The sequence below is a fragment of the Pseudonocardia hydrocarbonoxydans genome (assembly GCF_006539565.1).
Lineage (GTDB): Bacteria > Actinomycetota > Actinomycetes > Mycobacteriales > Pseudonocardiaceae > Pseudonocardia > Pseudonocardia hydrocarbonoxydans.
Map to the genome: position 1 here is coordinate 141,400 of NZ_BJNG01000001.1, position 24,231 is coordinate 165,630.

At 76.8% G+C, this 24,231-nt stretch carries 21 protein-coding genes; 9 read left to right on the forward strand and 12 right to left on the reverse strand.

Annotated features, from left to right (window positions below):
* The first annotated feature begins 1 nt into the window (after nt 1).
* Nucleotides 2–670 (forward strand): response regulator transcription factor, encoded by a 669-nt coding sequence (locus PHY01_RS00670; protein ID WP_218029956.1) that lies wholly within the window; start codon nt 2–4, stop codon nt 668–670.
* Nucleotides 671–722: 52 nt separating this feature from the next.
* Nucleotides 723–1,097, forward strand: a complete 375-nt coding sequence (locus tag PHY01_RS00675) for a response regulator transcription factor (protein WP_170183588.1) — start codon at nt 723–725, stop codon at nt 1,095–1,097.
* Here the strand turns inward: PHY01_RS00675 and PHY01_RS00680 are convergent.
* Genes PHY01_RS00680 through PHY01_RS00710 form a run of 7 tightly spaced genes read right to left on the reverse strand, consistent with a single transcriptional unit; the run spans nt 1,060 to nt 13,751 of the window.
* Nucleotides 1,060–2,508 (reverse strand): phytoene desaturase family protein, encoded by a 1,449-nt coding sequence (locus PHY01_RS00680; RefSeq protein WP_141276197.1) that lies wholly within the window; start codon nt 2,506–2,508, stop codon nt 1,060–1,062. The genes PHY01_RS00675 and PHY01_RS00680 overlap by 38 nt on opposite strands.
* Nucleotides 2,505–4,532, reverse strand: a complete 2,028-nt coding sequence (locus tag PHY01_RS00685) for a sensor histidine kinase (RefSeq protein WP_141276198.1) — start codon at nt 4,530–4,532, stop codon at nt 2,505–2,507. The genes PHY01_RS00680 and PHY01_RS00685 overlap by 4 nt, the downstream gene beginning before the upstream one ends.
* Nucleotides 4,529–6,901, reverse strand: coding sequence for an ABC transporter permease (locus PHY01_RS00690; RefSeq protein ID WP_141276199.1), 2,373 nt, complete (start codon nt 6,899–6,901; stop codon nt 4,529–4,531). The genes PHY01_RS00685 and PHY01_RS00690 overlap by 4 nt, the downstream gene beginning before the upstream one ends.
* A 3-nt stretch (nt 6,902–6,904) precedes the next feature.
* Nucleotides 6,905–9,298, reverse strand: a complete 2,394-nt coding sequence (locus PHY01_RS00695) for an ABC transporter permease (RefSeq protein WP_141276200.1) — start codon at nt 9,296–9,298, stop codon at nt 6,905–6,907.
* Nucleotides 9,298–11,718 (reverse strand): FtsX-like permease family protein, encoded by a 2,421-nt coding sequence (locus PHY01_RS00700; protein ID WP_141276201.1) that lies wholly within the window; start codon nt 11,716–11,718, stop codon nt 9,298–9,300. The genes PHY01_RS00695 and PHY01_RS00700 overlap by 1 nt, the downstream gene beginning before the upstream one ends.
* Before the next feature lie 6 nt (nt 11,719–11,724).
* Nucleotides 11,725–12,438 (reverse strand): ABC transporter ATP-binding protein, encoded by a 714-nt coding sequence (locus PHY01_RS00705; RefSeq protein WP_246085588.1) that lies wholly within the window; start codon nt 12,436–12,438, stop codon nt 11,725–11,727.
* On the reverse strand, nt 12,435–13,751 hold the full coding sequence (locus PHY01_RS00710) for a response regulator (protein ID WP_141276203.1): 1,317 nt from the start codon (nt 13,749–13,751) through the stop codon (nt 12,435–12,437). The genes PHY01_RS00705 and PHY01_RS00710 overlap by 4 nt, the downstream gene beginning before the upstream one ends.
* 151 nt (nt 13,752–13,902) lie before the next feature.
* Here PHY01_RS00710 and PHY01_RS00715 point away from each other — a divergent pair, with 151 nt between their 5' ends.
* The 6 genes from PHY01_RS00715 to coaBC all read left to right on the forward strand — a co-directional run bounded on the left by PHY01_RS00715 (nt 13,903) and on the right by coaBC (nt 18,375).
* Complete coding sequence (locus PHY01_RS00715) at nt 13,903–14,919, forward strand: cyclic nucleotide-binding domain-containing protein (RefSeq protein ID WP_141276204.1); 1,017 nt, start codon at nt 13,903–13,905, stop codon at nt 14,917–14,919.
* A complete protein-coding gene (locus PHY01_RS00720; protein ID WP_141276205.1) occupies nt 14,916–15,737 on the forward strand; it encodes an MBL fold metallo-hydrolase in 822 nt (273 codons plus the stop codon). Before PHY01_RS00715 ends, PHY01_RS00720 begins: the two co-directional genes overlap by 4 nt.
* Nucleotides 15,738–15,934: 197 nt before the next feature.
* Entirely contained in the window at nt 15,935–16,246 is a 312-nt protein-coding gene (gene mihF, locus PHY01_RS00725) for an integration host factor, actinobacterial type (RefSeq protein ID WP_141276206.1), read from the forward strand.
* 2 nt (nt 16,247–16,248) lie between these two features.
* The gene (gene gmk, locus PHY01_RS00730) at nt 16,249–16,845 is read left to right on the forward strand and encodes a guanylate kinase (protein ID WP_246085589.1); all 597 of its coding nucleotides are present in this window, start codon (nt 16,249–16,251) and stop codon (nt 16,843–16,845) included.
* A 2-nt stretch (nt 16,846–16,847) separates the two neighbouring features.
* Nucleotides 16,848–17,123 (forward strand): DNA-directed RNA polymerase subunit omega, encoded by a 276-nt coding sequence (rpoZ, locus tag PHY01_RS00735; RefSeq protein ID WP_141276300.1) that lies wholly within the window; start codon nt 16,848–16,850, stop codon nt 17,121–17,123.
* A gap of 31 nt (nt 17,124–17,154) precedes the next feature.
* A complete protein-coding gene (gene coaBC, locus PHY01_RS00740) occupies nt 17,155–18,375 on the forward strand; it encodes a bifunctional phosphopantothenoylcysteine decarboxylase/phosphopantothenate--cysteine ligase CoaBC (RefSeq protein ID WP_141276207.1) in 1,221 nt (406 codons plus the stop codon).
* Between the two features lie 119 nt (nt 18,376–18,494).
* Here coaBC and PHY01_RS00745 read toward each other — a convergent pair whose 3' ends face one another.
* A complete protein-coding gene (locus tag PHY01_RS00745; RefSeq protein ID WP_141276208.1) occupies nt 18,495–19,151 on the reverse strand; it encodes an SH3 domain-containing protein in 657 nt (218 codons plus the stop codon).
* Nucleotides 19,152–19,372: 221 nt separating this feature from the next.
* Here PHY01_RS00745 and metK point away from each other — a divergent pair, with 221 nt between their 5' ends.
* Nucleotides 19,373–20,572 (forward strand): methionine adenosyltransferase, encoded by a 1,200-nt coding sequence (gene metK, locus PHY01_RS00750; protein ID WP_141276301.1) that lies wholly within the window; start codon nt 19,373–19,375, stop codon nt 20,570–20,572.
* 63 nt (nt 20,573–20,635) lie between these two features.
* On the opposite strand, the gene eutC is transcribed toward metK, so the two are convergent.
* The 4 genes from eutC to PHY01_RS28050 are packed head-to-tail and all read right to left on the reverse strand — an operon-like array spanning nt 20,636 to nt 24,136.
* Nucleotides 20,636–21,343, reverse strand: coding sequence for an ethanolamine ammonia-lyase subunit EutC (gene eutC, locus PHY01_RS00755; RefSeq protein WP_141276209.1), 708 nt, complete (start codon nt 21,341–21,343; stop codon nt 20,636–20,638).
* Nucleotides 21,340–22,716: an ethanolamine ammonia-lyase subunit EutB gene (locus tag PHY01_RS00760; RefSeq protein WP_141276210.1), complete on the reverse strand. Its 1,377-nt coding sequence runs from the start codon at nt 22,714–22,716 to the stop codon at nt 21,340–21,342. Before PHY01_RS00760 ends, eutC begins: the two co-directional genes overlap by 4 nt.
* Nucleotides 22,713–23,990, reverse strand: a complete 1,278-nt coding sequence (gene eat / locus PHY01_RS00765) for an ethanolamine permease (protein ID WP_307723929.1) — start codon at nt 23,988–23,990, stop codon at nt 22,713–22,715. The genes PHY01_RS00760 and eat overlap by 4 nt, the downstream gene beginning before the upstream one ends.
* On the reverse strand, nt 23,948–24,136 hold the full coding sequence (locus PHY01_RS28050) for a hypothetical protein (protein ID WP_307723930.1): 189 nt from the start codon (nt 24,134–24,136) through the stop codon (nt 23,948–23,950). Before PHY01_RS28050 ends, eat begins: the two co-directional genes overlap by 43 nt.
* Between the last annotated feature and the right edge of the window lie 95 nt (nt 24,137–24,231).

Consider the following 24,231-nt stretch of genomic DNA (forward strand, 5'->3'; position numbering starts at 1 on the left):
GCTGCGTGTCGTGATCGCGGAGGACTCCCTGCTGGTGCGCGAGGGGGTCACCGCCGTGCTCCGCCAGCCGGGCGACATCGAGGTCGTCGCCGGGTGCGGCTCCCTGCCCGAGCTGCTGGCGGCCGTCGACGAGCACGGGCCCGACGTCGTCGTCACCGACGTGCGGATGCCGCCGACGTCCACCGACGAGGGCATCCGCGCGGCCACCGAGCTGCGGCGGACCCATCCCGGCACCGGCGTGGTCGTGCTGTCCCAGTACGCCGAGACCGGGTACGCCACCGCGTTGCTGGCCGGGGGCAGCGCGTCGCGGGCGTACCTGCTCAAGGAGCGCGTCAGCAACCCCGGGCAGCTGGTGGCCGCGGTGCGGGAGGTGGCCCACGGCGGCTCGGTGATCGACCCGGCCGTCGTCGAGGTGCTGGTGTCGGCCAACGGGCGGGCGCGGGTCTCGCCGCTGGCCGAGCTCACCTCCCGGGAGCGCGACGTGCTCGCCGAGATCGCCCAGGGCAAGAGCAACTCCGGGGTGGCCGCGGCGCTGTACCTGTCCGAGCGGGCCGTGGAGAAGCACATCAACGCGCTGTTCGCCAAGCTCGGGCTGGCGTCCGAACCGGACACCAACCGGCGCGTGAAGGCGGTGCTGATGCACCTCGCCGACGGGGTCGACCCCGCCTGATCGGGGTGCCAGCACCCTGTGCGGCGCACCCGTGCGGGCGCACCATGGCCCCATGACGGGGAGGTCAGCGGTGGTCGACGTGCTCATCGTGGACGACCAGCCGCCGTTCCGGTCGGTGGCGCGCACGGTCGTCGGCCTGGTCGGGGGCTGGACGGTGACGGCCGAGGCGGAGACCGGCGAGGACGCGGTGCGCCTGGCCGCCGACACGCACCCGCAGGTGGTGCTGATGGACATCAACCTGCCCGGGATCGACGGCATCGAGGCCACCCGGCGCGTGCTGGCCGCGCACCCGGCGGTCACGGTGGTCCTCATGAGCTCCTACGCCGCGGCCGACCTCCCGGCCGACGCCGCCGACTGCGGCGCCGCGGCCTACCTGCACAAGGAGGACCTCACCCCCGCCGCGCTGCGGGCGCTGCGCGTGGGGTGAGCCCGTCGGCCATGGCCAGCCCGGCCGCCTGCCAGCCGCCCATCCCGTGCGCGCCGCCGCCGGGCGGGGTCGACGCCGAGCACAGGTAGAGCCCGGGCACCGGCGTGCGCCACGGGGACCGCGCGAGCACGGGCCGGGACACGAACTGGCGCCAGTCGCCGGAACCGCCGTTGATGTCGCCGCCGACCTCGTTGGCGTCGTGCGCCTCCAGCGCGGCCGGGCCCATGGCGTGCCGGGCCAGCACACGGTCGCGGAAGCCGGGGGCGAACCGCTCGATCTGCGCCTCGACCGCGGCGGTCATGTCGGTCCCCGACCCGTGCGGCACGTGGCAGTAGGCCCAGAACGTGTGCCTGCCCTCGGGCGCCCGCGACGGGTCGGCGACGCACGCCTGCACGCCGAGCACGAACGGCCGCTCCGGGTGCAGGCCGCGGGCGACCGCCCGCTCGCTCGCGACGACCTCGGCGGCCGTACCGCCCAGGTGCACGGTGCCCGCGGCGGCGACGGCGGGGTCGGTCCACGGCACGGGCGCGTCGAGGGCGTAGTCGAGCTTGAACACCCCGGGGCCGTAGCGGAAGCGTTCCAGCCGCCGCGCGTAGCCCGCGGGCAGCCGGTCGCGGGCGATCTCCAGCAGCTGGCGCGGGGTGACGTCGAGCAGGGTGGCGGGCGCGGGTGGCAGCTCCGCGAGGTCACGCACCCGGCACCCGGTGACGATCTCGGCCCCGGCCCGCCGCAGCCGCGCCACCAGCGCGTCGGCCAGGTGCTGGGAGCCGCCGCGCACCACGGGCCAGCCCACCGAGTGCGCCAGCGCGGCGAGCAGCAGCCCGTAGCCCGCGGTGACCGGGGCGCCGAGGTCGAGGATCGAGTGCGCGGCCATGCCGGCGAACGCCGCGCGCGCGGCGGGATCGCGGAACAGGCGCCCGGTGACGGTGGCGGGCCACGCACCGAGCGCGCCGAAGCGCACGGCGGCGACGGGGGCGTGCGGCGGCAGGTCCAGCGGGGCGAGCAGGGTGTCCACCAGCGGGAAACCCGCGCGCGCCGTGGCGCCGACGGTGGCCCGCCACGCGGCGCCGTCACGCCCGAAGCCGGCCGCGGTGGCGGCGGCGTCGCGCAGCACCAGCGCGGCCTGCCCGCCGTCGAGGGGGTGCGCGGCGGGCACCGGGGGGTGCCGGTACCCCACGTCGGGCGCCAACGCGCGGAACGCGGGTGAGGCCAGCGCCAGGGGCAGCACGGTGGCGCAGACGTCGTGGCGGAACCCGGGCAGCGTCAGCTCCTCGGTGCGCAGCCCGCCGCCGAGGCGGTCGGCGGCCTCGACGAGCAGCACCCGGCGCCCGGCCTCGGCCAGGCGCAGCGCGCCCACCAGCCCGTTCGGCCCGGAACCGACGACGACGGCGTCGAACCCGTCGGCGCTCACGAGGGCACCGGGATCGTGCCGGTCACGGTGGTGCCGGCGCCGGGCGCCGAGACGACCTCCAGGTCGCCGCCGACCGCGCCGAGGCGGTCGCGCATGTTGACGAACCCCGCACCGGCGCCGCCGGTGTCGAAGCCCGCGCCGTCGTCGGAGACGCGGAACCGCAGGAGGGAGTCGGTGAGGGTCACGCTCACCAGGATCTCCGCTCCCTGCCCGGCGTGCTTGCCGGCGTTCTGCACGGCCTCCAGGCAGCAGAAGTACACGCACGACTCGACGTCCTGCCCGTACCGCCCGGGCAGGTCCACCTCGACCGCGCAGCGCAGCGGCGACCGGGCGGCCGCGGTGCGCAGCGCCTCGCCGAGCCCGCGTTCGCGCAGCAGCGGCGGGTAGATGCCGTGCGCCAGCTCGCGGACGGCGCCGATCGCGGCCTGCGCGTCGCCGCGGAGCTGGTCGAGCAGTGCGGGCACCGATTCCGGGTCGGCGTCGAGCACCGTGCGCGCCAGCCCGATCTTGACGGCCAGCGCGACGAGGTGCTGCTGCGCGCCGTCGTGCAGGTTGCGCTCGATCGCGCGGCGCGACTCGTCGGCGGCGGTGACGATCCGGGCACGGGAGGCCTGCAGCTCGACGTTGCGGGTGCGCAGCTCCTCCAGCGAGGCCTGCAGCGCGGAGTCCAGCGACACGTTGTGCAGGGCGAGGCCGAGCTGGCGGGCGAGCTCGACGAGCGCGCGGTCCTCGTCGTCGGAGAAGGGGTCCGCACCCGCGGGCCGGTGCACCACCAGCAGCCCGAGCAGCGCGCCCAGGTGCGCCACCGGCACCGCGCGGACCGGGGCGTCGGGCCCGTGCCGCCCGGTGTGCTCGGCCAGCAGCCCGGGCAGCCACACCGACATCCAGCGCGCCCCTCCCGAGCGCGCCCGCCCGACGACGACGCGCTCGTCGGTGCCGAGCTCCAGGCGCGCGGGCGGGCGGTCGGGCACGGCGACGGTGCGGTCGAGCACCCCGTCGGCGCCGACCCAGACCTCGGCGCCCGCCGGGGCCGGTCCGGCGCGCAGCGACTCGGCCAGCTGCAGCAGCAGCTCGTCCATGGGGACGGCGCGGGTCATCCGCGCGCCGAAGGAGGTCATCTCCTCGGCGCCGCCGGTGCGGCGTCCCACCAGCGCGGCCGCGGCCGCCACCAGCCGGGCGCGGACCGGGAGCACGAGCACGGCCACGACGATCGCGGCGACGATGCCGGACACCAGCACGTCGCGCTCGGCGCCGACCGGGACCCGGCCCAGCCCCACCACCACGACCAGGTAGACGGCGACGACGAGCACGGCCAGCCCGGCCACCACGATCGCCTCGACGAGCGCGGTCGCGGCGGCGGGCGCGCTCGCCGGGTGCAGCGCGGCGGCCAGGCCCAGCGGCACGAGCGCGGTGGCCGCGGTGCTCCAGGCCAGGACGTCGGCGGGGGAGCCGAGCATGACGTGCAGAGCCATGAGCACCGCGATCGCGGCCCCGGCGAGCACCGCGGCGGCGGTGACCCACTGCAGCACCCGCCGCGCGGCCGGGGCGGCGTGCCGGCAGCGTAGCGCCGACGCGACGGCGGTGACCCCGGCCGCGGGAACGGCCACGGCCACCACCATGCCCGCCGGCGGCGCGGCGGTCGTCGCCTGCGCGACCGTCCACGCCGCCCCGACGAGGCCGAGCGCGGCCGTCACCGCGACGCGGCGGGCCGGGCCGGGCCGGCCGTCCGGCAGGGCGAGGCCGAACCCCACCCAGCCGGCCAGCACCAGCGGCACCAGCGCGGGCCACACGGTGACCGCGGCGTGCCCGGCACCCAGCCCGGCCGCCCACGGGACGAGCGCGCGGCTCGTCGAGCGGTGGGCCACCGCGGCCGCTACCACCCACGCCGCGCCGACGGCCAGCGCCGCCGCGCGCAGCCCGTCCGGTGCGCGGAGCAGGAGGGCCGCGGCCACCACCACGGCGGCCGCCGCGCACAGCACCGCCACGAGCCCGCCGCGGCGGGCGGGCCGTCCCGGGCCGGTCACCGGTCCGCCCTCAGCACGTCCCCGACGCGCAGCCGCGCGGCGTGCCCGCCGGGCCGGGCGGCGAGCGCGTTGACGACGAGCACCGTGACCGGGGCGGCGAGCAGCAGCGCGAGCGCCGCGGCCGGGGCCGCGTACTGCAGCGGGGTGATGTCGGCGACGACCCGCCACAGCACCCGGCCCAGCGCCACCCCGAGCGGGAGCCCGGCCAGCAGCCCGACCGCGGCCAGCACGGTGGCCTGGGTGACGACGACGCCGCGGGCCTGCCGCCGCGTCATGCCCAGCGCGCGCAGGACCGCCACGTCGTGGCGGCGGCGGCGCACGGCCGTCGCGAGCGCGTGCCCCACGGCGCCGACGGCGAGCAGGGCGAGGAACCCGCCGAGCACCACCGGCAGCACCTCGACGTTGCGGAGCAGGCCCGCCTCGTAGGGCGGCCCGACCGGCGCCAGCTCGGCGACCCCGGCGAGCCGTTGCGCCACCGCGGCCGGGTCGGCCCCCGGGGCCACCGCGACCAGCCCCACGTGGAAGCGGAAGGTGTCGGTGAGCGCGGCGTAGCCGTCCGGGCTCAGCCACGCACCGTCGTCGTAGAAGTTGTGCGGCCCGACGGGGACGAAGCCGATGCCCGTGACGGTCAGCCTGGCGCCGCCGAGCGGCCCCGTGGCGTCCAGCGCGTCACCCGGGCGCGCGCCGAGCTCCTGCGCGGTGCCCGGGGCCAGGACGATCTCGTCGGCCTGCTGCGGCATCCGGCCCGCCGAGAGCACGGTCGGGAACGGCGGCGCACCCGGCGCGGGTCCGGTGAACACCGTGACCGGGCGGGCGGGCCCGTCCCCGGCCCGCACGTCCAGGACGCCGTCGCGGACGTCGAGCACGCCGGTGACGTCCGGGTCGGCGGCGACGGCCCGCAGCGCCGGTCCGGCCGGGCCCGCGACGTCCTCGCCGAAGAAGCCGAAATAGGACGCCAGCTGGTGGGTCTGGCCGAACCGGGCCGGGTTCTGCGCGGCCTCGGACACCCCGGCGGAGAAGGTCAGCGCGGCGAGCACGCCGAGCACCCCGGTGACGGCGCCCACCAGCGCGGGGCGCACCGGGAGCGCCGACCGGCCGCGTCCGGGCTCCAGCGCGAACCGGACGCCCACCAGCACGGGGACCGGCAGGCCCAGCCGGGCCGCCGCACCGGCCACCGCGGAGCGCCGCCCCGCCGCGTCGCCGGGGCCGGCCAGCGCCCAGCGCGCCGCCGCGGCCGCCCCGCCGGCCAGGGCCAGCACCAGCGCGGCCCCGCCCGCGCCGAGCACGGCCGCGTCGACGTCGACGCCGGGGTCGGGCTCGAACCCCGCGGCGGTGCCGAAGGGGAACCACGCCGACGCGGCCACGGCGCCCGCCGCGCCGAGCGCGGTGCCCGCCACCCCGGCCAGCGCCGGACCCGCGACGGCGGCGACCGTCGCCTGCCGCCGGGACATCCCCAGCGCGCACAGCACCCGCAGCTCGGTGACGGTGGACCCGACGTGGCGGGCGACGGCCTGGCCGACGAGCACCGTCGCGGCGGCGAGCGCGGCGAGCCCGAACGCCAGCAGGCTCGCGCTCTCGAACGCCAGCGTCCGGCCGATCTTCCGGTGCTGGGCGGACAGGTCGAAGTAGCTGATGTCGGTGCGGCCGGTCGCCCCGACCAGTGCCTCCTGGAACGCGGGTACCGCGGCGGGCCCACCGTCCAGGCGCACCAGGGCCTGCAGCAGCTCGGTGCCCGGCGGCCCCAGCAGGTGCGGCCGGTACTGCGCGAGCAGGCCGGGCGAGGGGTGCAGGCCGGGGGTCTCGGTGGGGCGGTCGCTCAGCACGAACGAGCGCACGACGCCCACGATCCGCACGTCGAGCACCGGCCCCGTCGGTTCCGGGGGCTCGGCGTTCGCGATCGCCTGCGCCGCGATGACGGCCGGGTCCTGCAGGGCGAGCCGTACGGTGTCGCCGACGCCGGTCCCGAACACCTCGGTGTAGGCCGGGGTGATCACGGCCTCGTCGGCCCGCGCCGGGTCGGGCAGCCTGCCGGCGAGCACGACCGGGACCTCGACGGTGTCCGGGCGCAGGTCGACGGTGAGGTCGGCGAACTCCCCGTCGACCTCGACGGGGGCGCTGCCGAACTCGCTGAGCGCGACCACGCCGGGGACCGCCCGCACCGCGTCCCAGTCGAACCCCGGCGTGGTGGGCAGCACCGCGAGCGTGGCGGGCCGGGTCTGGGCGAGCAGCCGGTCCAGCGCGCCCGCGCCCCGCCGGGCGGCGGCCACGGCCGTCAGCACCACCCCGGCGGACACCGCCACCAGCAGCGTCAGCACCACCAGCGACCGCCACCGCCGCCGCACCTCCAGGACCAGCCATCTCCCCACCACGGCCTACTCCGCCCGCAGGACGTGGGCGATGCGCAGCCGGGCGGCGCGCCGGCCGGGCGGCGCGGCGAGCGCGTTGGCGACGAGCACCGCGACCGGCGCGGCCAGCAGCAGCGCGGGCACCGCGACCGGGGCCAGGTACTGCAGCGGGGTGATGTCCGCGACGAGCCGCCACACGACCCGCCCCACCGCCACCCCCAGCGGCACGCCGAGCAGCAGCCCCACCGCGGCGAGGACCGTGGCCTGGGTGACGACGACCGTGCGGACCTGGCGCCGCGTCATCCCGAACGCGCGCAGCACCGCGACGTCGTGGCGGCGCCTGCGGACGGCCGTGGCGAGCGCGTGGCCGACCGCGCCCACCGCGAGCAGCGCCAGGAACCCGCCCAGCGCCACCGGCAGCACCTGCACGTTGCGGATGACCGTCGCCTCCACCGGCGGCGGGGTCACCATGATCGGGAACTCGCCGACGCCCAGCGCGGCGCCGACGTCGGCGGCGAGCCGCCCGGCCACCACCTCCGGGTCCGCCCCGGGGCGCAGGGCCACGAACAGCGGGTGGAACTTGAAGCCCGCGATCAGCGCGGTGTACCCGTCGGCGGTGAGCCAGGCCCCGTCGTCGTAGTTGTTGTGCCCGGCGTAGGGCACGAAGGCGATGCCGGTGACGCGCAGCGTCGCGGAGCCCGCCGTGCCGGTGACCGCGAGGGTGTCGCCGACGGCGGCGTCCTGCTCCGCGGCGGTGCGCGGGGCCAGCGCGATCTCGTCGGGGGCCTGCGGCATCCGGCCGGAGAGCACCACGGTCGGGAACGGCTCCCGCCCGGTGCTGCCGTAGGCGAACGTGCTCACCGCGCCGCGCGCGGTGTCCAGCACCCCCACCGGGGCGTCGACGACGGCGAGCACGTCGGGATCGGCGGCGATCGCGGCGGTGAGCGCGGGGCCGGTGGGCAGGTAGTCCTCGCCGTTGAAGCCGACGAAGCTCTCCAGCCGGTGGGTCTGGCCGAACCGCTCGGGGTGGGCCGCGGCGTCGGCCACGCCCGCGGAGAAGGTGAGCGCGCCCAGCACGCCCAGCACCCCGCCGACGGCGCCGACCAGTGCGGGTCGCACCGGCAGCGCCGACCGCCCGCGGCCGGGCTCCAGCGCGAAGCGCAGCCCGACGAGCACCGGCACCGGCAGCCCGGCCCGGGCGGCGAGCGCGGCCACCGCGGAGGGCCGCGCGTTCCCGCCCGCGCCGGGACGCAGCGCCGCCGCGGCCGCGGCCACCGCACCGCCCAGGCACAGCGCGGCCAGCACGGCGGAGCCCACGCCCAGTACCAGCGGGTCGGGCGCGAACCCGGGCCGCGGCTCCAGCAGGGCCGCGGTGCCCAGGGGGAACAGCGGGGACGCCGCCGCCGCGGCCGCGGCACCGGCGAGCACCCCGACGCCGGCCGCCAGCACCGGCGCGGCGACGGCCGTCCGCAGCGCGGCGGCGCGCTCCAGCCCCAGCGCGCGCAGCACGTCGAGATCGGCGACCGCGGCGGTGGTGTGGCGCGCGATCGCCTGGCCGACGAGCACCGTGGCCGCCAGCAGCGCGGCACCGGCGAACGCGAGCAGGCTCGCGGCCTCGAAGCCGAGCGTCGCGCGGGCCTTCGCGGCCTCCTCGACCTGGTCGAACATCTCGATGTCGGTGCGGCCGCTGACCTGTGCGAGCCCGGACCGGAACGCCGCGATCGACGCCGGGTCGTCCGCGGTCAGCCGCACCAGCGCGTTGACGTTGGTGAACCCGGGCAGGCCGAGCTGCGCGGGGTACCGCTCCAGCAGGCCGGCCGAGGGCTGCACCGTGCCCAGCGCGCCCGGCTGGTCGACGAACCAGAACGAGCGGATCGTCCCGACCACGGTGGCCCGCACGAGCGGCCCGCCGGGGACGTCCGGCGGCGCGGGCGCGGCGAACTGCTCCGGGGCGTAGAGGCGCAGGTCGACGGTGTCGCCCACCCCGACGCCGTAGCTGCGGGTGAACGCCGGGGTGACCGCCACCTCGTCGGCGCGGTCCGGGTCGGGCAGCCGGCCCTCGAGCACCACCGGCCGCTCGACGGCCGACATCGCCTCGCGGTCCATCGGGAAGCCGTCGGGGTAGTCCTCCGGCGTGATGTCGTCGACCCGGAAGGAGGTGACGGCGAATTCGGCCACCGCCTCCACCCCGGGCAGGGCGCGCACCGCGTCCCAGTCGAAGCCGGGCTGGTTGGGCAGCACGGCCAGGGTGGCGGGCGCGGTCACGGCCAGCAGCCGGTCCAGCGCGGAGGCCCCGCGCCGGGCACCGGCCACCGCGGTCAGCACCACCCCGGCCGACACCGCCACCAGCAGCGCGAGCACCAGCAGCGAGCGCCACCGGCGCCGCAGCTCCAGGCCCACCCACATCCCGGCCAGGCCCATCACCCCTCCCTCCGCAGCAGCTCGGCCAGCGGCAGCCGCGCGGCCCGGCGGGCGGGCAGCGCGGCCAGCAGCGCCGTCGCCGCGAGCACGGCCGGCACGGCGAGTGCCCACGGCACCGCGGGCGGCACGTGCACGATCGGGGTCGTCTCGGCGACCGTGCGCCAGGCCGTCCGCCCCAGCGCGATCCCCAGCGGCACCCCGACGGCCAGCCCGGCCACCGCGAGCACCGCGGCGTGGGTGTGCACCGCGGTCCGGGTCTGGCGCGGGCTCATCCCCAGCGCCCGCAGCACCGCGAGGTCGTGGCCGCGGCGCCGGACCGCGGTGGCGAGCCCGTGCCCGACGGCGCCGACGGCCAGCACGCCGAGGAACACCCCCAGCACGCGCGGCAGCACCTGCACCGTCGCCAGCTCCTGCACCTGGGGCGGGGGACCGATCGGGAACAGCCCGATCGGCTCCGCGCCCGGCACCGTCGCACCGATGGCCTGCAGGCGCGGCACCGCGGCCGCGGGGTCGTCGCCGGGGGCCAGCGCCACCGCCGAGTACCGCACCGTCTGCTCCAGCCCGAGCGCGGCGAACCCGCCTGCGGTGACCAGCGCGCCGGTCAGGTTGTCCACCTGCGGCAGGAACCCGATCCCGACCACCCGCAGCCGCGCCGGACCGGCCGGGCCCGCCAGCTCCACGACCCGGCCCGGTGCGGCGTCGAGCTCCCGGGCGGTGACCGGGCCGAGCAGCACCTCGTCGGCGGCGGCGGGTGGGCGCCCGCTGGTCGCGACGAGGCCGGGGGCGGACCCGGACACCGGCTGCGCGCCGTAGACCGCCAGCGGCACCCCGCCCGCGGTGGCCGTGCCGGAGACCATCGCCGTGACCCCGGTGACGGCCGGGTCGGTGCCCATCGCCGCCAGCATCGCCGGCGCCGTGCGCGGGTCGGCGGGCGTGCCCAGGCCGAAGAAGCCGATCAGGGCGAAGTCGGTGCCGAAGCGCTCCGGGTGCTCGACGGCGTCGGTGACACCGGCGGCGAAGGTCGCCGCGGCGAGCACGCCGAGCACGCCGACGACCGCGCCGGCCAGCGACGCGCGCGCACCGGTCCCGGCGGGGTCACCGCCCGGTTCGAGCGCGAACCGGGCCCCGAGGACGGCGGGCACCGGCAGGCGGACCCGCGCGACCGCGGACGGCCGGGCCGCGGCCGGGGCGGGCACGACCCGCGCCGTCCCGGCGTGCCGGAGCCGGGCCGCCGCGGCCGCGGTCGCGGCCACCAGCGCGATGGCGACCAGCACCCCGCCGCCGAGCACCGCCACGTCGACGTCGACGCCCGGGGCGGGCTCGTAGCGGCCCGCGGCCCCGAAGGGCAGGCCCGCCGACGCGACCGCGGCCCCGGCCGCGCCCAGCAGCGCCCCGCCCAGCGCGGCCACGGTGGGCGCCGCCGTGGCGGCGGCCACGGCCTGTCCGCGGGTCATCCCGGCGGCGCCGAGGACGCGCAGGTCCGGCAGCGTCGCCGCGACGGTGCGCTGCACCGCCTGGCCCACCAGCACCGCGGCCGCGGCGGCCGCGGCCAGGCCCAGCGCGAGCAGGCACGCGGACTCGAAGTCCAGCACCCCCGAGGTCCGCTGCGCCCTGGCGAGCTGGTCGGTGAACTCGACGTCACCGGTGGCCGAGAGCCGGATCACCTCGCGGCGCAGCGTCTCGAGGTCGGCCGGGTCGTGCAACCGGACGAGCCCGGCCCGCCACGTCGCGGCGGTGCCGACCAGCTCGGAGCGGTAGCGCTCGGCGAAGGCGGGTGAGGGGATCAGCAGGCCGGGGGACGCCAGGTCGTCGGCGACGGCGAAGGACCGCACGACCCCGACGATCGTCACGGGCACGGCGGGCCCGTCGGGCTGCTCGGGCAGCGGGTCCCCGGTCGTGGCCTGGGCGTCCACGCTCGCGGGGGAGTAGGTGCGCAGCGTGACCACGTCGCCCAGCTCCCGGCCGGAGGACCGGAGGAACTCCGCGGTCACCACGGCCTCGTCGGACCGGGCCGGGTCGGCGGCGCGCCCGGCGAGCACCACCGGGCGCTCGACCTCGCCCCGTCCCGCGTCCGCCGTCGGCAGCCAGGGGGGCAGCACGGTGGACGGCAGGCCGTCCACGGCCAGGTTCCCGTCGACGACCAGCGCCACGTCCTCGACGATCGGCAGCGCCCGGACCCGCTCCCAGTACCGCGCGTCGGGCAGGCTCCCGGGCGGGCCGGGCGGCCCGAACGGATTGACGATCGCGTGCGCGGCCCCGGTGCGCCCGAGCAGCCGGTCCAGCGCGGAGTCGCCGCGGCGGGCACCGGCCGCCGCGGTCAGCACGGCCCCGCAGGACAGCGCGACGAGCAGGGCGAGCACCAGCAGCCCGCGCCGGCGCCGACGCAGCTCCAGCCGCGTCCAGCGCAGGATCGGCGGCATCGGGGGTCAGTCCTGCTCGATGCGGCCGTCGCGCATCCGGACGACGCGCGACGCGCCCGCGGCGACGTCGGGGGAGTGGGTGACCATCACGATCGTCTGCCCGTCGGCGTGCAGCCGCCGGAACAGCTCCAGCACCTCCAGGCCACCCTCGCTGTCCAGGGCGCCGGTCGGCTCGTCGGCCAGCAGCAGCGAGGGCTCGTTGGCCAGCGCGCGGGCGATCGCGAGGCGCTGGCGCTGGCCGCCGGAGAGGACGGCGGGCACCTGCTCGGTGCGGTCGCCGAGCCCGAGCAGGTCGAGCAGGTCGCGGGCGCGGGACTCCGCGGCGCGGCGGCGCAGCCCGTGCAGCATCGCGGGCAGCACGATGTTGTCCAGCGCGGACACGCCGTCGAGCAGGTTGAAGAACTGGAACACGATGCCCACGTGCGTGCGGCGGAAGCGGGCGAGCCAGTCCTCGTCGCGGCCGTCGATGCGCTGCCCGGCCACCTCGACGGTGCCGTCGTCGACGGCGTCGAGCCCGGCGACGACGTTGAGCAGCGTCGACTTCCCGCAGCCCGAGGGCCCCATCAGCGCGACGAACTCGCCGGGGGCGACGTCGAGGTCGACCCCGCGCAGCGCGCGCACCGGGGCGAGGTCGGCGGTGAAGGTCCGGCGGGCCCCGCGGACGCGCACGGCCCCGCCCGCGCCGAGGGTCACGTCGGTGGTCTCGGGTGCTGCACTCACGCGTCCTCCTGGTCGCCGGATCGCAGCCGGTAGGCCACGACGGTGGATTCGCGGCCCTTGACGCAACGGTTACCGAGCGGCTCCCACGGCCGGGCCGGTGCGCCGCGGACGGTCGGCTCGCTCGCCACGGTGGTCCCGGCGGGCCGGGCCAGGTCCTGGAGCCGCTGGGCGAGGTTGACGACGTCGCCGACCAGCGTGTACTCGACGCGCTCGGCGCTGCCCAGCATGGCGGCCGCGACCTCGCCGGTCGAGAGCCCGATGCCCAGCCCGAACGGGTCCAGGCCGCGCGCGGCCCACTCGGCGTCCAGGACGCGCTGGCGGGCGTGCATCTCGCAGGCCGCCCCGACCGCGCGCTCGGCGTGGTCGGGCTGCGGGTCGGGCGCGCCGAACACCGCCATCACGGCGTCGCCGACGTACTGCATGACGGTGCCCCCCGCGCCGAGGATCGCCCCGTTCATGGCCTGCCGGTGCGCCCCGAGCTGCCCGGCCAGCGCGGCCGGGTCGGTGCCCTCGGCGATGCGGGAGTAGCCCCGCACGTCGGACATGAGGACGGTGACGACCAGGCGTTCGGTGCGGTCCACCGCGCCCGCGTCGGTGCGCAGCTTCTCCGCGATGCCGCCGGGCAGCAGCCGCGAGAGCGTCTCGCCCTGCTCCTCGCGGGCCAGGATCGCCGTGTGCAGCATCCGCAGCCTGCGCAGCGCGTCGGCCCGGCCGGCCCCCGCCCCCTTGGCCAGTGCGAGGAACAGCCGCTCGATGGCCGCGCCGACGGCCTCCGGGGTGTCGCCGCGCGACACCGCGATCGCCTTGACCGGACGGCCCTGGGCCACCCACTGGAGTAGCTGCTCGTCGTCGGCGTCGAGCCGGCTCTCGTCGCGGGCGGGGTCGACCAGCGCGCGGACGATGTCCGGGTCGATCACCGAGCCGCCCGCGGCGACCGCGCGGATCGCCGAGCCGAGCCGGCCGGGGTCGTCGATGTGGTTCTTGAGCAGGTAGGCGTAGCCCGCGGCGCCGTCGGCGAGCAGCGCCACGGCGTACTCCGCGCTGTCGAACTGGCTCAGCACCACCACGCCGGTGCCCGGGTGCCGCCGCCGCACCTCGCGCGCGGCCTCGATGCCCTCGTCCTGGAACGTCGGGGGCATCCGGATGTCGGTGACGACCACACGTGGCTGGAGCCGCTCGGCCTCGGCGACGAGCTCGTCGCGGTCGCCCGCCACGCCGACCACCTCGACGGCCGGGTCGTAGGCGAGCAGCGCGCGGACCCCCTCGCGGACGATCAGGTTGTCGTCGGCGAGCAGCACGGTGATGCGCTCCATGCCCGCAGAGCCTGCCGTCGCCGGCCGGGGCCGGTGAGGGTGCAGCCCCGCCGGCCGGGGGGTGCTGGCACCCCCGGTCCGGTCGGTCCGTGTCCTCCCCCGGGCCGGGCGCGGTTCCTAGCGTCGACGGCGAGAACCCGAGGAGGTCGCCGTGCGCGTCGAGTCCCCCAGGCATGTCGAGTCCGCCGTCACGTCCCTGTCCTGGATCCCGTCCGAGGCGGTCACCGGGCTGCTGAAGCTGCCGTTCACCCTGCAGGTCAGCGCCTACGACGACCCGCCGCCCGACGTCGTCGACGACGACGCGGTCCGGGCGGACGCCTACGCCGTGCGCTTCGCCAACCGGCTGCGCGCGTGGGCCGAGTTCGCCCCCGACGGCTCGGTCGCCGCGCACGGGGTCGACGGCGGGGTCGTGATGGGCCGGACGACCGCGCGGCTGGGCCCGGTCGCGGGCAGCTTCGCGGCGGTGGCGATGCCGGTCCTGCGCGCCACCGAGCCCGCCGCGGGCCGCGTGGTGTTCCGCCAGACCTGCGGCGGGCGCACCGCCGCCCCGCTGCCGCGCCGCATCCCGCGGGCGCCGTGGGTGCGCCTGACGGCCCCGCTGGTGTGGACGACGCTGGAGCTGGAGCTGCGCGCCGACGGCAGCACCGCGCACCGGTTGACCGGGGCCAGCGGCTTCCCGCGGCACTGGGTCTACGACGCCGCGGGCACGCTGTGCCTCAAGGCGGGCCGCACCGACTGGGCGGGCTGGACCGGCCAGGTCTCCCCGGGCGCCACGCCGTGGGGCGACGAGGACTCGCCCGTCGTCGTCACCGCGGCGGAGACGGCGCTGGAGCGCGAGCTGTCGACGCTGATCATGCGCGGCGGGCGGCGACCGGAGGTGCGCACCCTGCCCGCCGGTGCGGTGCTGGCCCGCCAGGGTGATCCGGGCGACGTCCTGTTCCTGCTGCTCGACGGCGTGCTGGCGGTGGAGCACGACGGCGTGCCGCTCGCCGAGCTCGGACCGGGCGCCGTGCTGGGGGAGCGGGCGGTGCTGGAGGGCGGGCGGCGCACGGCGACGCTCACCGCCGTGACGCCGGTCCGCGTCGCGCAGGCCGCGAGCGACGTCCTGGACCGGGAGGCGCTGGCGGCGCTGGCCACGGGGCACCGGCGCGAGGAGCAGCCTTCGTGAGGCTGGCCCTGCTCGGGGTCCGGGGCTCGACCCCGGCCCCCGGTGCCGCGTTCGTCCGCTACGGCGGCCACACCAGCTGCGTCGCCGTGCTGCCCGACGGTCCCGGCCCGCCCGCGCTGCTGCTCGACGCCGGCACCGGGCTGCGCGACCTCGGCACGCTGCTGCCCGGCGGGTGCCCGTTCGACGGCGCGCTGGTGCTCACCCACCTGCACTGGGACCACGTCCAGGGCCTGCCGTTCTGCCCCCCGCTGGACCACCCCGGCGCCCGCGTCGCGGTGCACCTGCCCGCACCGCAGGGCGCCGACGCGGCCGCGCTGCTGGCCCGCGGGATGTCGCCGCCGCACTTCCCGATCGGGCCCGACGGGCTGCGCGGGCGGTGGTCCTTCGCCGCCACCCCGGACGGTTTCGACCACGCGGGCCTGACCGTCACCGTCGCCCGGATCGCGCACCGTGGCCGCACGCACGGCGTGCGGGTGGAGTCGGGCGGGCGCGCGGTCGCCTACCTGCCCGACCACAGCCCGGCCACCGCGTCCCCGCCGCTCGCCGCAGCCGCGCGCCGCCTCGCCGCGGGCGTCGACGTCCTGCTGCACGACGCGCAGTTCACCGCGGCCGAGCGGGCCACCGCCGACGCCTACGGGCACGCCACCGTCGACGACGCCGTCGCCTTCTCGGAGCAGTGCGGGGCCCGCGCGCTCGTCCTGACCCATCACGCGCCGTCGCGGACCGACGACGAGCTGGACGCCCTGGCACGGTGTGTCGCAGGCCGGGCACCGCGTGTCACGGTGGCGATCCAGGGGACGGTCCTCGACGTGCGGTGAACGGGCGCGTCGAGGTGCCGCGGGGACCGTCCGGCGTGCTATCACCCGTACGGGTGTCGGGAGAGAGAACCCACAGGTGGCACCCCCCGTTTCCCTTCCCGGACGGGTCGTGAGTACGTTCGGATCAGACCCCGGGGGCAGCCCCGCGGGGTGGTGATCCGACACCTGTCACACAGGAAAGAAAGGCGGAGGAGACCGTGGCCCTTCCCCAACTCACCGAGGAACAGCGCGCGGCCGCGTTGCAGAAGGCGGCCGCGGCCCGCCGGGCCCGGGCCGAGTGGAAGGAGCGTCTCAAGCGCGGCGGGACGACCCTCGACGAGGTGCTCAAGGAGGCCGATACCGACGAGGTGCTCGGCAAGATGAAGGTGTCCGCCCTGCTCGAGGCCCTCCCCGGCGTCGGCAAGGTGCGCGCCGGCCAGATCATGGAGCGCCTGGAGATCGCCCCGAGCCGCCGCCTGCGCGGCCTCGGCGACCGCCAGCGCAAGGCGCTGCTCAGCGAATTCGCCTGACGGTGACCGCGCACGGGAGGGGCCGGCTGGTCGTACTGGCCGGCCCCTCCGGCGTGGGCAAGAGCAGCGTGGTCCGCGAGCTGCGGACCCTGCTGCCCGAGCTGTTCTTCTCGGTCTCGGCCACCACCCGCGACCCGCGGGAGGGCGAGGCCCACGGCGTCGACTACCTGTTCGTCGGCCCGGCCGGGTTCGACGGGATGATCGCCCGCGACGAGCTGCTGGAGTGGGCCGAGATCCACGGCGGCCTGCAGCGCTCGGGCACCCCGCGGGCGCCCGTCGAGCAGGCGCTGGCGGCGGGTCGGCCGGTGCTGGTCGAGGTCGACCTGGCCGGGGCCCGCGCCATGAAGGCGGCGATGCCCGAGGGCGTCAGCGTCTTCCTCGCGCCACCGTCGATGCAGGAGCTGGAGCGCCGGCTGCTCGGGCGCGGCAGCGAGACCGAGGCCGCGTTCGCCCGCCGGCTGGAGACCGCCCGCGAGGAGATGGCCGCCCGCGACGAGTTCGACGTCACCGTCGTCAGCGACGAGCCGCGGGCCGTCGCGGCCCGGTTGGTAGAGTTGCTGGTCGCCACCCCACTACGCACGCAGGAGTCCACTTCGTGAGCATGCCGTTGACCGCCCCCGTCGCCGGGGCCCTCCCCGAGGGCATCACCAACCCGCCGATCGACGACCTGCTGGGCCAGGTGAGCTCCAAGTACGCCCTGGTGATCTACGCGGCCAAGCGCGCCCGCCAGATCAACGACTACTACTCCCAGCTGGGCGAGGGCCTTCTCGAGTACGTCGGCCCGCTCGTCGAGCCGGGCCCGCGCGAGAAGCCGCTGTCGATCGCGATGCGCGAGATCCAGGCCCACATGCTCGAGCACACCGAGGGCGAGCAGTAGTAGGCCACGGTCCGAGCTTGCGAGGCCGTCCGTGAACGCAGCGCCACCCTCGGTGCTCCTGGGGGTGGCGGGCGGCATCGCCGCCTACAAGAGCGCCGAGCTGTTGCGCCGGCTCACTGAGACCGGTCACGCCGTGCGCGTGCTCCCCACCGCGTCGGCACTGGAGTTCGTCGGCGCCGCCACCTTCGAGGCGCTGTCCGGGCAACCGGTGGCGACCGGGGTCTTCACCGACGTGCCGTCGGTGCCGCACGTGAAGCTGGGCCAGCGGGCCGACCTCGTCGTCGTCGCCCCGGCCACCGCCGACCTGATGGCCCGGGCCGCCCACGGCCGGGCCGACGACCTGCTCACCGCGTCCCTGCTCACCGCCCGCTGCCCGGTGCTGTTCGCCCCGGCGATGCACACCGAGATGTGGGAGCACCCCGCCACGCGCGCCAACGTCGCGCTGCTGCGCTCCCGCGGCGTCGTCGTGCTGGAGCCGGCGTCCGGCCGGCTCACCGGCGCCGACACCGGCCCCGGTCGGCTGCCCGACCCCGCCGAGATCGCCGAGCTGGCCCGGCTGCTGCTGGAACGGCCCGACGCCCTGCCGCGCGACCTGGAGGGGCGGCGCGTCGTCGTCAGCGCCGGCGGCACCCGCGAGGCGCTCGACCCGGTGCGGTACCTGGGCAACCGGTCCTCGGGGCGGCAGGGCTACGCGCTGGCGCGGGTCGCGGCCCAGCGCGGGGCGCGCGTCACGCTGGTGGCCGCGCACACCGCGGACCTGCCCGATCCTGCCGCCGTCGACGTCGTGCGGGCGGGCTCGGCGCGCGAGCTCCAGGAGGCGGTGCTCGCCGCCGTGGCGGGCGCCGACGCCGTCGTCATGGCCGCGGCCGTCGCGGACTTCCGCCCCGTGGCCCTGGCCGAACACAAGATCAAGAAGGGGTCCGCCGACCCGGACCCGGTGCACCTCACGACCAACCCCGACATCCTCGCCGGGCTGGTGCGCCACCGCGAGCCGGGCCAGGTGGTCGTGGGATTCGCCGCCGAGACCGGTGACGCCTCCGGCGACGTCCTGCACCACGGGCGCGCCAAGCTCGCCCGCAAGGGGTGCGACCTGCTCGTCGTCAACGCGGTGGGCGACGGCAGGGCCTTCGGCACGCCCGACAACGCGGGCTGGCTGCTCGGGGCCGACGGTTCCGAGACCGAGCTGCCGACCGGGTCCAAGGCGCTGCTCGCGTCGCGGGTCTGGGATGCGGTCGCACCGCGCCTGCCCTGACACCCGGGGGGAGCGACGGGGTGTGTGGGGCAGGCGCGGTGCACCGTGCGCACCCGCGGGGCGCGCGCGTCGACGGACGATCGGGGCCGTCCGGAGCGGCGCGCCGCCGCGGGGGCCGTTCAGCCGAGCAGGCCGCCCACGGGCGAGCCGCCCCCGGCGGTGTCGTCGGCCTGGCCCGCGTCCGACGAGCCGGTGTCGGAGGTGTCGGCGGCGTCGTCGTCGTCGATGCTGCGCCCGGAGTCCGACGGCCGCGGCTGCGACGACGCGGAGGGCTGCGACGCGGAGGGCTGCGAGGACGCCGACGGCCGGGACGACGCGGACGGCCGGGACGACGCCGACGGCTCGGCCGAGCCGGTCGACCGCGGCTGCGCGGAGCGCGACTCGGGCGTGCGGGCCTCCGGCGCGCGCGAGGGCGCGGGGGTGGTGGCCCGCGACGAGTCGTCCGCCGAGCTGCTCGGCGAGGCGCCCGACCGCGGCGAACCGGCCGCGGGGGACGCGCCGTCGACCGAGATGTACTCCTGCGCCGCCCAGCCGCCCAGATCGGTGATCTGCACGAACCCGTTGCGGGTGGTGCCGGTCTCGACCGCGGTGCCCGCCTCACAGAGCGCGACGATGCGCGAGGCGGTGCTCGGCTCCGCCCGGACGTTGACGTTCTCGGTGCAGCGGCCGGGGGCCACGGCCGACGCGGTGCCGGCCAGGACTCCCATGAGGGTCGTCGCGCTGACCGCGACCACCGCGCCGACCACAGCGGCCGTACGGCCCGGTCGTGCCATCATCGTGGATCCTCTTCTCGCTCGGGTGCCTTCTCCCTCTCCAACGAGCGTCCTCGTTACCGATTCGCTACCAAGCGTGACACCACCGGATGTGGTGACCGTGTCGCACGTGACATGACCGTCCGTGACGTCGGGCGTCACATCGGCACGGACCGGGGCTGGACTACTCTCGGCCCCCGGAGCGGCAAGTCCCGGATCAGGATCAACGGACGGAGCAGGGCGTGGTGGCAGTGGGTCGACGGTTGTTCACGAGCGAGTCGGTGACCGAGGGGCACCCGGACAAGATGTGCGACGCCATCAGCGACACCATCCTCGACGCGCTGCTGGCCGACGACCCGCGCAGCCGGGTCGCGGTGGAGACGATGGTGACCACGGGGCAGGTGCACGTGGCCGGCGAGGTCACGACCAACACCTACGCCGACATCCCCACCCTGGTGCGGGAGAAGATCCTGGAGATCGGCTACGACTCGTCGTCCAAGGGCTTCGACGGGGCGTCCTGCGGGGTCAACGTGGCGATCGGTGCGCAGAGCGCCGACATCGCGCAGGGCGTCGACACCGCCTACGAGAGCCGGGTCGAGCTCTCCGAGGACGAGATCGCGAAGCAGGGCGCGGGCGACCAGGGCCTGATGTTCGGCTACGCCAACACCGACACCGACGAGCTGATGCCGCTGCCGATCGCGCTCGCGCACCGGCTGTCGCGGCGGCTCACCGAGGTCCGCAAGACCGGCGTGCTGCCCTACCTGCGCCCGGACGGCAAGACCCAGGTCACCATCGAGTACGACGGCGACAAGGCCGTGCGGGTCGACACCGTCGTCCTGTCCAGCCAGCACGCCGCCGACATCGACCTCGACGGCATGCTCGCCCCCGACATCCGCGAGCACGTGGTGGGCCCCGAGCTCGTCGACCTCGGCCTCGACGTCTCCGACGTGCGCCTGCTGGTCAACCCGACCGGCCGGTTCGTCGTCGGCGGCCCGATGGGCGACGCGGGCCTGACCGGCCGCAAGATCATCGTCGACACCTACGGCGGCTTCGCCCGCCACGGCGGCGGCGCGTTCTCCGGCAAGGACCCGTCGAAGGTCGACCGCTCCGCGGCCTACGCCATGCGCTGGGTGGCGAAGAACGCCGTCGCGGCGGGCCTGGCCGAGCGCCTCGAGGTGCAGGTCGCCTACGCGATCGGCAAGGCGGCCCCGGTCGGGCTGTTCGTCGAGACCTTCGGCACCGAGCACGTCGACCCGGCGAAGATCACCGCGGCCATCGAGGAGGTCTTCGACCTGCGCCCCGCCGCGATCATCCGCGACCTCGACCTGCTGCGCCCGATCTACGCCCAGACCGCCGCGTACGGCCACTTCGGCCGCCGTGACGTCGACCTGCCCTGGGAGCGCACCGACCGCGCCGACGCGCTGAGGTCCGCCGCCGGGGCCTGACCCGCCACCCGCCGAACGGCCCGGTCACCCGACCTGCTCGGGTGACCGGGCCGTTCGCGCGTCTCAGGAGGTCAGGGCCGGGTCGGCCTTGAGCGCCACCCCGGACAGGCCAAGGCGTCTCGCCTCGGCCATCAGCATCGCGCAGGTGGTCGCCGCCGCCTCGTAGCCCGTCCCGTGCGGGGGGCGGATGTTGGACAGGCAGTTGCGCTCGGAGTCGCGACGGCCGCGGCGGGCGTCGAAGGTGAAGTAGATCCCCAGGCTGTCGGTCGAGCTCATGCCCGGCCGCTCGCCCACCAGCACCACCACGCTGCGCGCGCCGAGCCCGGCGGCGATCTCGTCGCCCAGGGCCACCCGCGCCTGGGTGGCGATCACCACCGGGGCGATCCGCCAGCCGTCGAGACGGGTGGTGAGCGCGCGCAGCATCGGCACGCCGTGGGCGTGCACCGCCTGCGGCGAGAGCCCGTCGGCCAGCACGACCACGACGTCGTGCTCACCGCGGTCCAGCTCGGTGCCCTCGGCGAGGCGCCGGCCCAGGTCGGGCCGTTGCAGGTACTCGGCCCGGCCGGACGCCGCGCTGGTGACGCGCAGCGGCGCGCCGCCCAGCTCCACGGCGAGGGCGTCGACGTCGAGGGGGGAGTGCACGGCGTCGCGGGCGGCGGCGTGGGCGGCCCGCAGCTCCAGCAGCCGGGCGGTCGGCAGGGCGTCACCGGCCCGGCCCAGGGCGACCCGGGCGCGGGTGGCGGCGCGCAGGGGGTCCAGGGGGTCGCTCATGCCAGGCCCGCCGTCAGCGCGCGGACGGCCGGGGAGCCGATCTCCCGGATGCGGCCCGCGCCGTCGAGCAGCTCCATGCGTTCCAGCCACGCCGCGAACTCCGGGGCGGGCGCCAGCCCGAGCACCTGGCGGGCGTAGAGCGCGTCGTGGAACGACAGCGACTGGTAGTGCAGCATCACGTCGTCGCCGCCGGGGACGCAGATGACGAAGGAGCAGCCGGCCACGCCGAGCAGCGTGAGCAGGGCGTCGGTGTCGTCGGCGTCGGCCTCGGCGTGGTTGGTGTAGCAGACGTCGACGCCCATCGGGACGCCGAGCAGCTTGCCGCAGAAGTGGTCCTCCAGCCCGGCCCGGGTGATCTGCTTGCCGTCGTAGAGGTACTCCGGCCCGATGAACCCGACGACGGTGTTGACGAGCAGCGGGTCGAACTCCCGCGCCACCGCGTAGGCCCGGGCCTCCAGCGTCTGCTGGTCCACGCCGTGGTGCGCGTCGGCGGACAGCGCGCTGCCCTGCCCGGTCTCGAAGTACATGCAGTGCGTGCCGACGGTGCCGCGGCCCAGCCCGAGCGCCGCCTGGTGGGCCTCGCGGAGCAGGTCCAGCGTCACCCCGAACCCGGAGTTGGCCGCCTGCGTGCCGGCGATCGACTGGAACACCAGGTCGACCGGCGCGCCGCGTTCCATGATCTCGAGCGAGGTCGTGACGTGGGCCAGCACGCAGCTCTGCGTCGGGATGTCGTAGCGCAGCCGCACGTCGTCGACCAGGCGCAGCAGGTCGATCGTGCGCTGCGGGCTGTCGGTGGCCGGGTTGATGCCGATCACGGCGTCGCCGCTGCCCAGCAGCAGGCCGTCGACGATCGTCGCGGTGATCCCCACCGGGTCGTCGGTGGGGTGGTTGGGCTGCAGGCGGGTGGCCATCGTGCCGGGCAGGCCCAGCGTCGTCCGGAACGCGGTGACGACCGGTGTGCGCCGCGCCACCGAGATCAGGTCCTGCACCCGCATGAGCTTGGACACCGCCGCCACCATCTCCGGGGTGAGCCCGCGGGCGAGCGCGGTGGTGTCGGTGGACGGGGCGAGCAGGTGGTCCCGGAACTCCCCGACCGTCATCGACGCGACCGGTGCGAACGCCGCCGCGTCGTGGGAGTCGACGATCAGCCGGGTCACCTCGTCGTCCTCGTAGGGGACGACGACCTCGTCGAGGAAGGTCGTGAGCGGCAGGTCGGCGAGCAGTGCCTGGGCGGCGACCCGCTCCTGCTCCGAGCGGGCCGCGACCCCCGCGAGCACGTCACCGGAGCGTTCGGGCGTGGCCGCCGCGAGCAGGCTCGCCAGGTCGGCGAAGCGGTGGTTGTGCCCGCCGAGGGTGATCTGCCGGACGGTCACCGCAGCTCGTCCTCCGCCGCGGCCAGGGCCGCGAACTCCTCGTCGGGTGCGGCCGCGACGAGGTGGTGGCGGCTGTAGAGGGCGAAGTAGGCCATGAACAGCGCGAACGCCCCGAGCGCGCACAGCGCCGCGACGCTGTCGACCAGGAACGTCGCGATCACCGAGATCACCGCGACGACGAGGGCGAAGCCGGTGGTCGCGACGCCGCCGGGCGTGCGGTAGGGCCGCGGCATGTCCGGCTCGCGGCGGCGCAGCACGATGTGGCTGACCATCATCAGCACGTAGCTCAGCGCCGCGCCGAACACCGCCGTGTTCAGCAGCACCGCGCCCTGCCCGGTGAGCGAGAGCAGGAAGCCGATGACGCCGGGCACGATCAGCGCGAGCGCGGGGGCCTTGCGGCCGTTGGTCAGCGACAGGACGCGCGGCAGGTATCCGGCGCGCGAGAGCGCGAAGGTCTGCCGCGAGTAGGCGTAGATGATCGAGAAGAAGCTCGCGATCAGCCCGGCCAGCCCGATGTAGTTGACGACGGTCGCCATCGTGCCGGTGCCCAGCGCCTCGACCAGCGGGTTGCCCGACTCCGACAGCGCCGAGGCGCCGATCGCCCCGGTGGCGAGCACGAGCACCAGCGCGCCGGTGACGAGCAGCACGACCATCGCGGCGATGATCCCGCGCGGCACGTCCTTGGCCGGGTCGCGCGCCTCCTCCGCGCCCAGCGGCACGCCCTCGATCGCCAGGAAGAACCAGATCGCGAACGGCACCGCGGCCCAGATCCCGAGGTAGCCGTAGGGCAGGAACGGCGAGGCGCCCGCGGCGTCGGTCGGCGGGATGTCGGTGAGGTTGGCCGCGTCGAACAGCGGGACCGCGGCCACCGCGAAGACGACCAGGCCGACCAGGGCGACCGCGGTGATCACGAACATCACCTTGAGCGCCTCGCCGACGCCCATCAGGTGCACCCCGACGAAGATCACGTAGGCGGCCAGGTAGACCCACCAGCCGTCGGTGATCCCGAACAGGCCCAGCGACTCGACGTAGGCGCCGATGAACGTGGCGATCGCGGCGGGGGCGATGGCGTACTCGATGAGGATGGCGGTGCCGGTGGCGAACCCGCCCCACGGCCCGAGCGCTCGCCGGGCGAAGGTGTAGCCGCCGCCCGCCGTCGGCAGGGCCGAGGACAGCTCCGCCATGCCCAGCACCATCGCGGTGTACATCGCGGCGATCACGATCCCGGCGATCAGCAGGCCGCCGAACCGCCCTGCCCGAGGCCGAAGTTCCACCCCGAGTAGTCCCCGGAGATGACGTAGCTCACCCCCAGCCCGGCGAGCAGGACCCACCCGGCGGCGCCCTTCTGCAGCTGGCGCCTCGCGAGGTAGTCCTCGGCGGCGCCGGAACTGGTGGAGGGGGTGGTCGGTGAGGTGCTCACGGTGCCTCCGGTACCGGTGGGGCGGGTGGTAGGGGCACGGTAGGGCGGTGATGTTGCCCGCGTCTCACGTCCGCGTTTCCCGGTCCCGGATCCAC